This window comes from Streptococcus sp. 53, from assembly GCF_013276565.1.
Lineage (GTDB): Bacteria > Bacillota > Bacilli > Lactobacillales > Streptococcaceae > Streptococcus.
Genome location: NZ_VMLG01000001.1, coordinates 37055 through 51753 on the forward strand (window position 1 = coordinate 37055; position 14699 = coordinate 51753).

Below are 14699 nucleotides of genomic sequence, written 5' to 3' on the forward strand. Positions count from 1 at the left end.
ACTTACCATGAGTGATAACTCTAAAACACGTGTTGTTGTGGGGATGAGTGGTGGTGTCGATTCGTCGGTGACGGCTCTTCTTCTCAAGGAGCAGGGCTACGATGTGATCGGTATCTTCATGAAGAACTGGGACGACACAGATGAAAACGGCGTCTGTACGGCGACCGAAGATTACAAGGATGTGGCTGCTGTGGCAGACCAGATTGGCATTCCTTACTACTCTGTCAATTTTGAAAAAGAGTACTGGGACCGCGTTTTTGAGTATTTCCTAGCGGAATACCGTGCAGGACGCACGCCAAATCCAGATGTTATGTGCAACAAGGAAATCAAATTCAAGGCCTTTTTGGACTATGCCATGACTTTGGGTGCAGATTATGTTGCGACTGGGCATTATGCCCGAGTGGCGCGTGATGAGGATGGCATCGTTCACATGCTTCGTGGCGTGGACAATGGCAAGGACCAAACCTATTTCCTCAGCCAGCTTTCGCAAGAACAACTTCAAAAAACCATGTTCCCACTGGGACATTTAGAAAAGCCTGAAGTTCGCAGACTCGCAGAAGAAGCAGGCCTTGCGACTGCCAAGAAGAAAGACTCGACAGGGATTTGTTTTATCGGAGAAAAGAACTTTAAAAACTTTCTCAGCAACTACCTGCCAGCTCAACCTGGTCGCATGATGACTGTAGATGGTCGCGATATGGGCGAGCATGCAGGGCTTATGTACTATACGATTGGTCAGCGTGGCGGACTTGGTATCGGTGGACAACACGGCGGTGACAATGCTCCTTGGTTCGTTGTTGGAAAAGACCTAAGCAAGAATATCCTCTATGTCGGACAAGGATTCTACCATGATTCGCTCATGTCAACCAGCCTAGAGGCTAGCCAAGTCCACTTTACTCGTGAGATGCCAGAGGAATTTACGCTCGAATGCACAGCTAAATTCCGCTACCGTCAGCCTGATTCTAAGGTGATCGTCCATGTCAAAGGAGACAAGGCAGAGGTCATCTTTGCAGAACCGCAACGCGCGATTACACCAGGACAGGCAGTTGTCTTTTACGATGGTGAAGAGTGTCTAGGTGGTGGTTTGATTGACAATGCCTACCGCGATGGACAAGTTTGTCAGTACATTTAGATTGACAAATTTTCTCAATTTGCTACAATAATAACAGCAATAGAAATGATGGTCAAAGCTCATGGATGTTGCAGGCTTTTTTGTCCTGCACTTCTTTGGAGTTTTGACTGTTTTTGTATCGTTTAAGGGAAAGGACAAGAATGACTCAACAAGACTTTCGGACAAAAGTAGACAATACGGTTTTTGGTGTTCGGGCGACAGCCTTGATTGTCCAAAATCGCAAGCTTCTAGTCACCAAAGATAAGGGTAAGTATTACACTATCGGCGGTGCGATTCAAGTCAATGAAAGCACGGAAGACGCGGTAGTCCGTGAAGTGAGGGAAGAACTGGGTGTAAAAGCTCAAGCTGGACAGCTAGCTTTCGTAGTTGAAAATCGTTTTGAACAGGACGGTGTTTCCTATCACAATATCGAGTTTCATTATCTGGTGGATTTGCTTGAAGATGCCCCATTGACCATGCAGGAAGATGAGAAAAGGCAGCCCTGTGAATGGATTGACATAGACAAGCTTGAGGGTATCAATCTAGTTCCAGCCTTTTTAAAAATAGCCCTGCCAGATTGGGACGGCCAACTAAGACACATTCATCTTGAGGAATAGGAGAGAAACATGACATATAATTTTACTGAAGAATACGATATTATTGTAATCGGTGCGGGACATGCTGGGGTCGAGGCTTCCTTAGCTGCTAGCCGTATGGATTGTAAGGTCTTGCTTGCGACTATCAACATTGAAATGCTGGCTTTCATGCCTTGTAATCCCTCTATAGGTGGTTCTGCCAAGGGGATCGTTGTGCGTGAAGTCGATGCCCTCGGTGGTGAAATGGCCAAGACCATTGACAAGACTTACATCCAGATGAAGATGCTTAACACCGGGAAGGGGCCAGCTGTTCGTGCCCTTCGTGCGCAGGCTGACAAGGAACTTTACTCTAAGGAGATGCGCAAGACAGTTGAAAATCAAGAAAATCTGACCCTTCGTCAAACCATGATTGATGAGATTTTGGTGGAAGATGGTAAGGTTGTCGGTGTTCGTACAGCGACCCATCAAGAGTATGCTTCAAAGGCTGTTATCGTGACGACAGGGACGGCTCTCCGTGGGGAAATTATCATCGGAGACCTCAAGTACTCATCAGGTCCTAACCACAGCCTAGCTTCTATTAACCTAGCTGACAATCTCAAGGAATTGGGCCTCGAAATCGGTCGTTTCAAGACAGGAACGCCTCCACGTGTCAAGGCTTCTTCTATCAACTACGATGTGACAGAAATTCAGCCAGGAGACGAAGCACCTAATCACTTCTCATACACGTCACGTGATGAAGATTATGTTAAAGACCAAGTACCGTGCTGGTTGACCTACACCAATGGTACCAGTCATGAGATTATTCAAAACAACCTCCACCGTGCGCCTATGTTTACAGGTGTGGTCAAGGGAGTGGGGCCTCGTTACTGCCCGTCAATTGAAGACAAGATTGTGCGCTTTGCGGACAAGGAACGCCACCAACTCTTCCTTGAGCCAGAAGGGCGCAATACTGAGGAAGTCTATGTCCAAGGACTATCAACTAGTCTGCCTGAGGATGTCCAACGTGAGTTGGTTCATTCCATCAAAGGGTTGGAAAATGCAGAGATGATGCGAACAGGTTATGCCATTGAGTACGATATGGTCTTGCCTCATCAGTTGCGTGCGACTTTGGAAACCAAGAAAATCTCAGGTCTCTTCACTGCTGGTCAGACAAATGGAACGTCAGGTTACGAAGAGGCAGCAGGTCAAGGGATTATCGCTGGGATCAATGCGGCTCTGAAAATCCAAGATAAGCCTGAATTGATTTTGAAGCGGAGTGATGGTTATATCGGGGTGATGATTGATGACTTGGTGACCAAGGGAACCATTGAACCCTACCGTCTCTTGACCAGTCGAGCTGAATACCGCCTCATCCTCCGTCATGACAATGCTGATATGCGTTTGACCGAGATGGGACGCGAGATTGGCCTTGTGGATGATGAACGCTGGGCTCGTTTTGAAATTAAGAAAAATCAATTTGACAATGAGATGAAGCGCCTAGATAGTATCAAACTCAAGCCAGTCAAGGAAACAAATGCCAAGGTTGAGGAGATGGGCTTTAAACCGTTGACCGATGCAGTGACAGCCAAGGAATTCCTTCGCCGTCCAGAAGTTTCTTACCAAGATGTGGTAGCCTTCATCGGACCAGCTGCAGAGGACTTGGATGACAAGATTATCGAATTGATTGAAACAGAAATCAAGTACGAAGGCTATATTTCCAAAGCCATGGACCAGGTTGCTAAGATGAAACGCATGGAAGAAAAACGCATTCCAGCCAATATCGACTGGGATGATATTGATTCTATCGCGACAGAAGCTCGCCAGAAGTTCAAACTTATCAATCCAGAAACTATTGGTCAAGCTAGCCGTATTTCGGGAGTAAACCCAGCAGATATTTCTATTTTGATGGTGTATCTGGAAGGTAAAAATCGTAGTATTTCTAAAAATCAAGAAAAGAAAGCATAGAGAAAAACAGCTCCGAAAATCGGGGCTGTTTTATGATTTATTCTTCATCTGGTGTGAGGATCATAGGGATGATGATCGGTTCACGTTCTGTATTTTCATAGAGGAAGGGGCGAATAGCGTTGACAATGGCACCATTGACAGATTGCACGCTAGCATCCTTATTTTTCAGTGCGATACGAATGGCATTGAAGAGGATGCGCTGGCTTTGGCGAATCAAGTCGCCAGATTCTCTCATGTAGACAAAGCCTCGGCTGAGGATGTCTGGACCAGACAGAATCATTTGAGACTTGAAGTCAACAGTTGCGACTGCTAGAACGACACCGTCTTCGGATAGATCACGACGGTCTTTGAGGACAGCAGCACCGATTTCACCGATACGATTTCCATCGACATAGATGTCTTGGGCGTTGAAATGGCCTGCGATACGAGCAGAATCAGCAGTAAGGGCAAGTACATCGCCATTGCTCATGATAAAGATATTGTCCTTCTCAACACCAGTATCTACCGCTAGTCCAGCGTGGACTTTTTGCATGCGGTATTCACCGTGGACAGGCATGAAGTATTTTGGCTTAATCAAGCGGAGCATGAGTTTTTGCTCTTGCTGACCACCGTGTCCAGATGTATGGATATTGTTAACCTTACCGTGGATAACTTCGACACCAGCTTCTGAAATGATGTTAATCAGCTTGTTGACGCTAGTCGTATTTCCAGGGATTGGACTTGAAGAGAAGATAACAGTATCGCCTGGTTGGAGTTGCACCTGACGGTGGGTTCCGTTGGCGATACGAGAGAGGGCTGCCATCGGCTCTCCCTGACTACCTGTACAGAGGATCAGAACCTCGCCTGCAGGGTAGTCTTTGATTTCATTTGGCTCGATAAAGGTTCCCTTAGGAGCTTTGATGTAGCCAAGATCGATTCCGTTGACAATGGCCTTTTCCATAGAACGACCAAAGACCGCAATCTTACGTCCAGTCTTAACAGCAGCTTCTGTTGCTTGTTGGAGACGGAAGATATTTGAGGCAAAGGATGCAAAGATGATACGTCCTTCAATGCCTTGGATAATCTTCATGATGGACTGACCAACGACTTTTTCAGAGTTGGTAAAGGTTGGCACTTCTGCATTTGTTGAGTCAGACAGGAGACAGAGCACGCCTTCTTCACCAAGAGCAGCCATACGGTGCAAGTCTGCAGGTTCTCCAACTGGAGTAAAGTCGAACTTGAAGTCACCCGTACAGACGATTTTCCCTTGAGGAGTATGAATGACAATCCCCAAAGGCTCTGGAATAGAGTGAGTAGTTCTAAAGAAAGTTGCCTTGAGATTTTTAAAGGTCAACTCAGTATTATGGTTAATTTCGTAAAGTTTGGCGTTGCGCAAGAGGCCGTGTTCTTCGAGTTTTCCACGGATCAAAGCCAAGGCAAGCGGTCCAGCATAGATAGGGACATTTGCTTGCTTGAGTAGGAAAGGAATCCCACCGATGTGGTCCTCGTGTCCGTGTGTAATCAAAACAGCCTTGACGCGGTCGATATTGTCGACTATGTAAGAGTAGTCAGGGATAACATAGTCGATACCAAGCAAGTCATCTTCTGGGAATTTAATCCCAGCATCGACGATGATAATCTCGTCTTGGTATTCAATTCCGTATGTGTTTTTCCCGATTTCTCCCAGACCACCGATGGCAAAAACGCCGACTTCTTCAGGTTTAAGAGTATAGGCCATATTAGAACTCCGTAATTTCGAAGGCGCCAGTTTCTTTTTCGTAATCTAGCAATTTGTCAGACAAGAGTTCGATATATTCGATATTGTACTCTGGGCGATTTTCTTCGACAAGTTGGCGAGCAGCGATACGGCCCTCAAGTTCTGAGCTGGCATCGATGTCTAGGTAAAGTGCGCGTGTTGTTTCACGACGTGGGCTACGTTCTTTTGTTTCTTGATAAAAAACTTTGTAAATCATATAGTTCCTTTCTATTTTACAGGTCAGCTTATTCCAAACTTTTAGCATAGATTTGCTTGATTTCATTCCATTTTGTGTCTAGATTGACCTTGATTCGTTACAATTATTTCAATTATACCACAAAATGAAAAATTAGTAAAAGACGGAAACGAGAAAGTCATGGGATAATTCCTTTAGTAAGCGCTTGCAAAAACGAAGAAAATGTGTTATATTGATAACGGAAGTGAAATTTATTGCTTGTCATAATTCCATATAGTTTTTAAGTCAAGGAGGTTGCCCTATGTATAACTTATTTGCTTTTGCTATCGGAGCTCGCTTGGTAGCTTTTATTGTTTTTGTTGCTTGCGTTTATGCGGGGAATCTTCTATTTGCCAAACTGGAACAACGACAAAGCAAGTTCTTGTGGAAAATTACCTTTGTGACTCTCTACTCGATTTTTCTCCTCCTCGTAACCTATGTCGTTTGGTTTGTATTTTACTTTGGATTAAATGCTTAGATGCCCTGCTCATGCTGGGGCATTTTTGTTTGGGGATGTAGAGATAGTAGATTTACGACAGGAAAATTCCACCCCATCTATCAAGATGAGGTGGTCTTTGCATTTTTCTAAAATGACATGACAATCGAATTTTCATAGCTTATTAGTTTTATGTTAATGATTCTTCTGTTCAAAAATAGAGTTGAAGCATAAAAATAAAACAATACAAACAGATAAATCAATTGGTAAAGGGATAGTAGTCATGTTTAAATCATTGAGAATGCTGAGCAAACTGTAAGAGATAAAGATAATAAAATTTATCTTTCTAAAAATGTGTTTTTTATTTAGCATGACTTACCAAATTTTTTACGAAGGTCTTTTCCAATGGTATAAGCTGCCATAAATAAAGCGATACCAACACCTACACCAAAGCCACCCTTTATTTCTTGCAATTCCTTATTAGAAATTTCACAATAGTTGTTCAAATCTTTCATCATATTAATCTTCTCCTAAAAAATAACCAGCTGCCAAACCAGAACCTATAAGTGCTGTTCCACCTGCAATAGCTTTCCAAGATACTGCTACTCCAAAGATAACCAAGGGAGCGAGACCGCCATCAATATCTGATAATTCATTTTCAGATAAGGATAAAAATTGATTGTCAAGAACGTCAAAATTTGTCATTGAACTTTCCTCCTTTTTTCTTGTTCACTTTTATATTCGTAAAAGAAAAGGAAAAGTGAACATTTTTTTAAATTATTTTTAGTTAAGTGAGGGCACTCTTGTTTAGGGGCAAAGAAAATTCCCATGTGCCAGCTTTTGTAGTATAATAGTAAGCAGACAAAAAGATAGGAATGTGTTATGAAAGTATTAGCTTTTGATACGTCCAGCAAGGCTCTTTCTCTCGCTATTTTAGAGGACAAGCAGGTTCTTGCTGAGACTACTATTAACATCAAGAAAAATCACAGTATTACCCTCATGCCTGCCATCGATTTTTTGATGACGAGTTTGGACTGGACTCCCAAGGACTTGGACCGAATCGTGGTGGCGGAAGGACCAGGTAGCTACACAGGCTTGCGAATTGCGGTCGCAACTGCCAAGACTTTGGCTCATACTCTGAACATTGAGTTGGTTGGTATGTCTAGCCTCTTGGCTCTGGTGCCCTACCAACAAGAAGGTCTCTTCGTTCCTTTGATGGATGCGCGTCGCAATAATGTGTACGCAGGATTTTATGAAAATGCTAAACCTGTCATGCCAGAAGCGCACCTTTCCTTTGAGAGAGTGATTGAGCTAATCAAGGGCGCTAGTCAGATAACCTTTGTCGGAGAAGTTGCCCCCTTTGTGGAGCAGATTCAAGAACACTTGCCAAGGACTAATTTCAAAGAAACCTTGCCTAATGCAGCCAATCTAGCTCTCTGGGCCTGGGACAAGGAAGCAGACTCCTTGCATGATTTTGTGCCGAACTACCTCAAGCGTGTCGAGGCTGAGGAAAACTGGCTCAAGAATCACACTGAATCTGGCGAGTCTTACATTAAACGCCTATGATAGAAATCAAACGAATCCAACAACAGCCTGACCTAGCTCAAGCCATCTACGCTGTTATGATAGCTGTTTACCCAGTCAGTCCTTGGACGCTGGAGCAAATCCAAGCAGACCTGTCCCAAGATCAGACTTGGTATGTTCTAGCTTATGATGGGGCCGAAGTGATTGGATTTCTAGCTGTACAGGAGAATCTTTTTGAAGCAGAAGTCCTGCAAATCGCTGTCAAACAAACCTATCAGGGTCAGGGAATTGCGTCAGCCTTGTTTGCTCAATTGCCGACAGACAAGGAGATTTTCCTCGAAGTCAGAAAGTCAAATCACCGAGCGCAAGCATTTTACAAGAAAGAAAAGATGGCAGTCATCGCTGAGCGAAAGGCCTACTACCATGATCCAGCCGAGGACGCCATCATTATGAAGAGAGAAATAGATGAAGGATAGATATATTTTAGCATTTGAGACATCCTGTGATGAGACTAGTGTTGCCGTCTTGAAAAACGACGATGAGCTCTTGTCCAATGTCATTGCTAGTCAAATTGAGAGTCACAAACGTTTTGGGGGCGTAGTGCCTGAAGTAGCCAGTCGTCACCATGTCGAGGTCATTACAGCCTGTATCGAGGAGGCGCTAGCAGAAGCAGAGATTACAGAAGAGGATGTGACAGCTGTGGCAGTTACCTATGGACCAGGCTTGGTCGGAGCCTTGCTAGTTGGCTTGTCAGCTGCTAAGGCCTTTGCTTGGGCACATGGACTTCCACTTATCCCTGTTAACCACATGGCTGGTCACCTCATGGCAGCTCAGAGTGTGGAGCCTTTGGAGTTTCCCTTGCTAGCCCTTTTAGTCAGTGGTGGACACACAGAGTTGGTTTATGTTTCGGAGGCTGGTGACTACAAGATTGTTGGGGAAACGCGAGATGACGCGGTTGGCGAGGCCTATGATAAGGTCGGCCGTGTCATGGGCTTGACCTATCCTGCTGGTCGTGAGATTGACGAGCTAGCTCATCAGGGACAGGATATTTATGATTTCCCTCGTGCCATGATCAAGGAAGATAATCTGGAGTTTTCATTCTCTGGTTTGAAGTCTGCCTTTATCAATCTTCACCACAATGCCGAGCAAAAGGGAGCGAGCTTGTCCACAGAGGATTTGTGTGCTTCCTTCCAAGCAGCTGTCTTGGATATTCTTATGGCAAAAACTAAGAAGGCTTTGGAGAAATACCCTGTTAAAACCCTTGTCGTGGCAGGTGGTGTGGCAGCCAATAAAGGTCTCAGAGAACGCCTGGCGGCTGAAATCACAGATGTCAATGTCATCATCCCACCTCTGCGCCTCTGCGGAGACAATGCAGGAATGATTGCCTATGCCAGCGTCAGTGAGTGGAACAAAGAAAACTTCTCAGGCTTGGACCTCAATGCCAAACCAAGTCTCGCTTTTGATACCATGGAATAAAATGGAGTCAGCTTAAGGCTGGCTTTTTCAATCACCAAAGTGTCAGAATATTTTGACAAAACTATAAAAATAATGATATAATATGCAAAAGCTAGGAGGTGGTAAGATGATCGAGAGAATGGAATTGGGAGAATTTTACAAGGAGTTGCGCTTGGCTAGAAAGCTCAAGCAGTCAGATGTGGCTTGTGCTGGACTAACAGCTTCTCAGCTGTCCAAGTTTGAACTAGGGCAGTCTATGCTATCTGCGGATAAGTTGATTCTAGCCATCCAAGGGATCAATATGAATTTTGATGAGTTTGGGCACAAACTCAACAACTATCAAGAATCTCCACATATGCAGATTGGTAGGAGGGTTGTGGATCGCTTTGCCCACCAAGATATAGCTGGCTTAGAGCAACTGTTGGAGGAAGTCGAGCAAGGACAGATGGCAGAGACCTATCGTTGTTTGAATGCCATTGTGATTAAAAATGCTATTCATTCCTTAAATAAGAGCTATCTGCTAACAGAGGAGGATAGGGAGTTTTTGACTACTTATCTCTATGCTATTGAGTCTTGGACCTGGTTTGAACTCTATCTTTTTTGCAATACCATGCCCTTCCTAAGCAATCAAGATCTGATTTTTTTATCAACCTCTTTGCTTGAAAAATCCAAAGAATTTAAAGAGTTAGTACACAATCGATTGTATATGAAGCAAGGACTATTAAATATCTTATCAGAGCTCATGGAGCGCAAGCTTTTCTCCTATATCCCAATCTTTGAAGCAGAGCTGGAGAGTATGCTCCGTCCATACGATGTTTTTGAGAAATTATCGTGGCAATTTTTAAAGAAAATGAGTATATTTCTTCAAACCAAAGGAAGTAATCAAAAAGAGATTGAACACTTTATCCAATCTCTGCAAGTATTAGAAAATTCACAATTAACAGCCCTCTTCGAATTGCGTTTTCAGCAATACAAAGAACTTATCGATTGATTAGAAACGGGAAGACGATAACCCACTCCGAAATAAGCAGGAGTATCAGTTGGATTTTTCTTTTCTTCATCATTATATCCCTCCTTGTTAGTAATAACTTTATTATACCAGTGAAATAATCAAATCCACTAAAATCGCAAATCAGAAATTTCTATAAGAAAAAATATCAAATATGCGATTTTCTCAAATACGCCAATTTTCGTGTTATAGTGTTCTTGTAAAGTACTTGAAGCAAATCCTAGGTCGCATAAGTGGTTTACAAAGAAAAATAATTGGAGGAGAAACAATGTCTGCTGTACCATATTCATTTCAAGGGCATCGTTTAGGTGGCCGTTAGTTAAATAATAGCAATCTATAGGATAGAAAAGATAAACTTTGGATTAGATATAGTGGATTGAAATCAAGATAAACATATACGACAAAAATTCTAATTAATATATATTTTGCTGCAAATGCAACGGATATTATACAAAAAATCTTAAATCTTAATAATTGTGAAGAATGATGATATTCATAATGTTTAAAAGTTAATATCTGCATGCTATTAAGATTTTAACTGAATTTTAGAAGTCGATAAGTTTTTTGTATTTTAATTTATTATATGGATAGAAATTATAAATGAGTTGTATTCGTATTTATAATTTTGGAGTTTAGGAAAATATTTTCCAAACTCCTATTTGTTGTTTATCTTTTAATAGTTTTTGATTAGGAGGATCTAAATGAGAATAAAGAGAACTCTTCAACCGTATATATTTAAAGATAAAATAAAATTTGGTTTTGGTAATGCTTCTCTTGTAAGGGAGATTGATTTTAATGAAGAGAACATCAATTTAATAAAAAAATTAGATAATGACATTGATATAAAATTGTTGTCTAATGGAGAAAAACAAGTTGTTGAGTCGATGATATCTATGGGATTAGTGACTAGTAATCAATATGATAATTCCAAATATTCCCGAAATATTAATTTCTTTGAGTGGGTTGATTTGTCAGAAAATTTAGACCCTAGTAAGTATCAGGATAGATTATTAAATTCAACAGTTTTAATTGTTGGTGTAGGGGGTATTGGATCAACAACAGTCGAAATTTTAGCTCGTCTAGGTATAGGTAATTTCATATTAGTAGATTTTGACATTGTGGAAGAGTCAAATCTTACTAGACAAACATCCTTTAAGAAATCTGATATTGGTAAGCTAAAAATAGACATAATAAAACAGCATATTCAAGAGATTTCTGATTCAAATGTGACAACTATTTATAGGAAGTTAGAGTGTCAGAATGACTTAGAAACTATTTTTAAAGATTATAATTTTGACATTGCTTTATGCTGTGCAGATACTCCTAGAATAGAGATAGACTACTGGTTTGATGATTTAGCTCATAAATATACGAGACCTATTATTGTTGGCTCATATGCATCTACGGTAATAAACTACCTACATATTATTCCGGGCAAAACTATTTCATTGAGGGAGTTTTATAGGGACTTTATGATAACAGATGATCATGTTTTGGATAGTAGAATACCGTATAGTGTTATTTCTCCAATATCATATATGGCTGCATCAATCATATCTTATAAAGTATTAGATACTTTAACAGGATTATTGAATTTAACGGATTATATTCAAATCGATTGCATGAATTTTGAGGTTTATAAGCATGATATTAAGAAAATTTAGCCAAAATTTTATAAATTTAATATTAGGTAGATCGTCTAGGAATATTGCAGATAGTTTTTACTTTATTGCTTTATCGATAGGGTTAGTAAGTGTATATCATATTGAGGCAGGACAGTTATCTCTATTTACTCTAATTGGTTTTATCCCAAATTTGCTTGCTGTTTTTTATGGAAGTTTTATAAATAAAATTCAGAGAGATAAAATTTGGCTAGTGATTTTCCAGATTCTCCAGTTTATTATAATTGTGATTACAATTCTGTGTTTAAGGTATCATTTTCGTGTTGTGTATATCTATGTATTGAATTTTTTGTTCGCATTATCAACTAATTTATTAAATACACTGCAGATGAAAATTGTTCCAGAAACTTTAAATAATGATGACATGCTAATAAAGAAATCGATAGATGTTCAATACTTGGCATCAAATGTGTTAGATATTATTAGTAATTTAACTGCATCTCTACTATTAGGGCTTCTATCTTATTTTGTTGTTTTTAATTTAAGTATTCCGTTTTTTGTGGCTGCTATTTATTTTATGATTAAAATCAGATTGCCCGGTTCCAAAAACAATACTAAAAGTGTTCGACCTGAAAAGGTAGATTTGGAAAGTAATTCTTCTTTCCAATTTTTGGAAACTGTTTCTGCTTTTCGAGAATCAAAATTTGCCTCTTTTATAGTAGTTACAGAGTCAATTTTAAGTGGGGGTACAGATCTACTTTTAACTTTAATGCCACTGTATCTTTTATCAGAAGGCATACCTATTCAATATTTGGGATTGGTACTAGGAGCTCAAAGATTTGCCGATTTGATAGGAGCAATTTTGGCTCCTAGAGTGGGAATTCCGTATAAAATGTTTTTCTTTATTGATTATACTGTATCTGGATTAGCACTCATGCTAGTATTTATTACTCCATTTCCGTTAATAAAGTTGTTGTTATTTTTTTTAGCATTTATTTTAATAGGTATATCAGGAAATATGTTTGAAAAAATGATTTACTCAGAGTATAGATACGACACTATGGGATTGATATATTCGACTAATTCAAGTTTATATGCTTTATTTGCCATTCTATTTTTGATTATTCCTCAATTTTATACAGATATAAAAATTTTGGGTATTTTAATAAATGGATTTACACTATCTATAGGAATTTATTTATTAGTTATTTGTAATTTTTTCAAAAAGAATGATACTAATTGTTAAAATTTATTTTATATGAATGTTGCATGATTATTTGAAAAGAACTTCTAAAAATTTTTAGAGGTGTCCATGAAAGAAACGAAATTTCACCTAGCAACTGGAAGTCTGTACAATATATTTCTAATTTGGAACACACTGTAAATGTTATGGTGGATGGTTGGGCTAAATATGGTCCTTGGCGTCCTAGATAAAATGAGGTAAACGATGGAAAAACAGAGTCAGTTACAAATTTTAATTCATTCCCTGTACAATAATAAAGAAATTAGCTTGACGGAAGAATTTAGGAAGCAATTGCTGGAAACAGCAAAACAGTTCTCTAGTACTAGTGAAGATTTGCTAGCTGTACGTCTCTCATTTGCCGTCTCTAAAGAATTATTGGGCTTTAAAGGTGAACCACCGACAGAGTTATTGGATTTGGCAAAATTTGTCCAAAAGAAAGAAGCTAAATATAAGCAGGGAGTAGTGTGGTCTGGTATTTTTAAAATATGATTCATTATAAAATACGGCATGAGCATCGCATAATGGATGAATCTGAATATGAGCAAGACTTGGATTTCAATGCCAAACCAAGTCTTGTTTTTGATACTATAGAATAAAATGGAGTCTGTCTGATTACAATCAGCAGACTTTTTTCTCTTTCCTGAATATGTTATAATAGTCCATGCTGTGGCTGGAGCCTTTTCAGCCCATTTATTAAGACAATATGAGGAGAAAGATGAAAGAAAAAGGATTTTGGGAGGGGGCGCAGGCAGCTATGCCAACGGCACTTGGTTATGTCAGTATCGGCCTGGCCTGTGGGATTATTGGTGCGCCCTATGTGACACCTGTGGAGATGGGCTTGATGAGCCTCTTTGTTTATGCTGGGAGTGCCCAGTTTGCCATGCTGGCACTGATTGCGGTTCAAGCTCCTGTGGCAGCTATTGCTATGACGGTTTTTTTGATCAATTTGCGTCTCTTTTTGTTGAGTTTGCATGCGTCGACCTATTTTCGTCATACTAGTCTCTGGCACAATATCGGTATGTCTAGTATCTTGACGGATGAGACTTATGGTGTTTTGATGGGCGAATTGGCCCATGCAGACAAGGTCAATCCTATGTGGATGCACGGGAACAATCTCAACAGTTATGTGGCTTGGTTTGTGGGAACAGTGGTCGGAACGGCTCTGGGTGGCCTGCTGCCAAATCCAGAAATCTTTGGTTTAGATTTTGCCCTAGTTGGGATGTTTATCGGCATTTTTGCTTCGCAATTCCAGATTATGCAAAGACGGATTCCTGTCCGCAATTTGCTCATTATCCTAGCAGTTGTTGCGGTGTCCTTCTTTTTACTCTTGACAGTGGTGTCTCAGTCGCTAGCTGTTCTCTTTGCGACGCTACTTGGTTGTACAATGGGGGTGGTTTTAGATGGTCAGTAAGTATCTTTTATTAGCAGTTATTTTCTCTGGCTTGGTGACGTGGATTCCCCGTATGATTCCCTTCATCTTAGTCAAGTATAAGGGTTTGCCTGCGATTGTTGAACGTTTTTTGAAGTTCTTGCCCGTTTCTATTATCTTTGCCTTGATTCTTTCAAGCGTAGTGACAGGCAAGGTTGGGAGCTTTCCTCAAATCAAATGGCTGGACTTCTTAGCCGTCTTTCCAACAGCTTGGGTAGCCTTTCGCTACCGCAATCTAGTCGGAACAGTTCTCTTTGGAGTGGTCTTAATTGCAGTCTTGCGTTTGGTCTTTTAATACTCTTCGAAAATCTCTTCAAACCACGTCAGCTTTACCTTGCCGTATATATGGTTACTGACTTCGTC

At 40.5% G+C, this 14699-nt stretch carries 17 protein-coding genes; 13 read left to right on the forward strand and 4 right to left on the reverse strand.

The features are described from left to right. Nucleotides 1-7 precede the first annotated feature (7 nt). From mnmA to mnmG, 3 genes are all read left to right on the forward strand, one after another. The gene (mnmA, locus tag HT722_RS00160; RefSeq protein ID WP_173276959.1) at nt 8-1129 is read left to right on the forward strand and encodes a tRNA 2-thiouridine(34) synthase MnmA; all 1122 of its coding nucleotides are present in this window, start codon (nt 8-10) and stop codon (nt 1127-1129) included. A 140-nt stretch (nt 1130-1269) separates the two neighbouring features. Further along, complete coding sequence (locus HT722_RS00165; protein ID WP_173276960.1) at nt 1270-1725, forward strand: NUDIX hydrolase; 456 nt, start codon at nt 1270-1272, stop codon at nt 1723-1725. A 9-nt stretch (nt 1726-1734) separates the two neighbouring features. Then, on the forward strand, nt 1735-3648 hold the full coding sequence (gene mnmG, locus HT722_RS00170; protein ID WP_173253154.1) for a tRNA uridine-5-carboxymethylaminomethyl(34) synthesis enzyme MnmG: 1914 nt from the start codon (nt 1735-1737) through the stop codon (nt 3646-3648). A gap of 37 nt (nt 3649-3685) precedes the next feature. On the opposite strand, the gene HT722_RS00175 is transcribed toward mnmG, so the two are convergent. Further along, complete coding sequence (locus tag HT722_RS00175) at nt 3686-5365, reverse strand: ribonuclease J (RefSeq protein ID WP_000331983.1); 1680 nt, start codon at nt 5363-5365, stop codon at nt 3686-3688. Nucleotide 5366: 1 nt separating this feature from the next. Then, the gene (locus tag HT722_RS00180) at nt 5367-5600 is read right to left on the reverse strand and encodes a DNA-dependent RNA polymerase subunit epsilon (RefSeq protein WP_000639572.1); all 234 of its coding nucleotides are present in this window, start codon (nt 5598-5600) and stop codon (nt 5367-5369) included. Between the two features lie 280 nt (nt 5601-5880). Here HT722_RS00180 and HT722_RS00185 point away from each other — a divergent pair, with 280 nt between their 5' ends. Further along, complete coding sequence (locus HT722_RS00185; RefSeq protein ID WP_050973707.1) at nt 5881-6096, forward strand: hypothetical protein; 216 nt, start codon at nt 5881-5883, stop codon at nt 6094-6096. Between the two features lie 323 nt (nt 6097-6419). On the opposite strand, the gene cibB is transcribed toward HT722_RS00185, so the two are convergent. Together cibB and cibA are read right to left on the reverse strand one after the other, a co-directional pair. After that, nucleotides 6420-6572 carry a fratricide two-peptide bacteriocin subunit CibB gene (gene cibB / locus HT722_RS00190; protein ID WP_049534762.1) on the reverse strand — a complete coding sequence of 51 codons (153 nt, stop codon included), beginning with the start codon at nt 6570-6572 and terminating at the stop codon, nt 6420-6422. Nucleotide 6573: 1 nt separating this feature from the next. Beyond that, a complete protein-coding gene (gene cibA, locus HT722_RS00195) occupies nt 6574-6759 on the reverse strand; it encodes a fratricide two-peptide bacteriocin subunit CibA (RefSeq protein WP_173276961.1) in 186 nt (61 codons plus the stop codon). Between the two features lie 177 nt (nt 6760-6936). On the opposite strand from cibA, the gene tsaB reads away from it, so the two are divergent. From tsaB to HT722_RS00240, 9 genes are all read left to right on the forward strand, one after another. After that, nucleotides 6937-7620, forward strand: coding sequence for a tRNA (adenosine(37)-N6)-threonylcarbamoyltransferase complex dimerization subunit type 1 TsaB (tsaB, locus tag HT722_RS00200; protein ID WP_050973708.1), 684 nt, complete (start codon nt 6937-6939; stop codon nt 7618-7620). Next, on the forward strand, nt 7617-8054 hold the full coding sequence (rimI, locus tag HT722_RS00205; protein ID WP_050271613.1) for a ribosomal protein S18-alanine N-acetyltransferase: 438 nt from the start codon (nt 7617-7619) through the stop codon (nt 8052-8054). Before tsaB ends, rimI begins: the two co-directional genes overlap by 4 nt. Then, nucleotides 8044-9054: a tRNA (adenosine(37)-N6)-threonylcarbamoyltransferase complex transferase subunit TsaD gene (gene tsaD / locus HT722_RS00210; RefSeq protein ID WP_173276962.1), complete on the forward strand. Its 1011-nt coding sequence runs from the start codon at nt 8044-8046 to the stop codon at nt 9052-9054. The genes rimI and tsaD overlap by 11 nt, the downstream gene beginning before the upstream one ends. 106 nt (nt 9055-9160) lie before the next feature. Next, nucleotides 9161-10024 carry an XRE/MutR family transcriptional regulator gene (locus HT722_RS00215; RefSeq protein ID WP_050271615.1) on the forward strand — a complete coding sequence of 288 codons (864 nt, stop codon included), beginning with the start codon at nt 9161-9163 and terminating at the stop codon, nt 10022-10024. Nucleotides 10025-10743: 719 nt separating this feature from the next. Then, nucleotides 10744-11706: a ThiF family adenylyltransferase gene (locus HT722_RS00220; RefSeq protein ID WP_050271616.1), complete on the forward strand. Its 963-nt coding sequence runs from the start codon at nt 10744-10746 to the stop codon at nt 11704-11706. After that, nucleotides 11687-12910 (forward strand): hypothetical protein, encoded by a 1224-nt coding sequence (locus tag HT722_RS00225; protein ID WP_000603362.1) that lies wholly within the window; start codon nt 11687-11689, stop codon nt 12908-12910. The genes HT722_RS00220 and HT722_RS00225 overlap by 20 nt, the downstream gene beginning before the upstream one ends. A gap of 201 nt (nt 12911-13111) precedes the next feature. Next, nucleotides 13112-13396 carry a hypothetical protein gene (locus tag HT722_RS00230; RefSeq protein WP_000415011.1) on the forward strand — a complete coding sequence of 95 codons (285 nt, stop codon included), beginning with the start codon at nt 13112-13114 and terminating at the stop codon, nt 13394-13396. Between the two features lie 226 nt (nt 13397-13622). After that, entirely contained in the window at nt 13623-14318 is a 696-nt protein-coding gene (locus tag HT722_RS00235) for an AzlC family ABC transporter permease (protein ID WP_078135725.1), read from the forward strand. After that, complete coding sequence (locus HT722_RS00240) at nt 14308-14631, forward strand: AzlD domain-containing protein (RefSeq protein ID WP_004263021.1); 324 nt, start codon at nt 14308-14310, stop codon at nt 14629-14631. The genes HT722_RS00235 and HT722_RS00240 overlap by 11 nt, the downstream gene beginning before the upstream one ends. Nucleotides 14632-14699 lie beyond the last annotated feature (68 nt).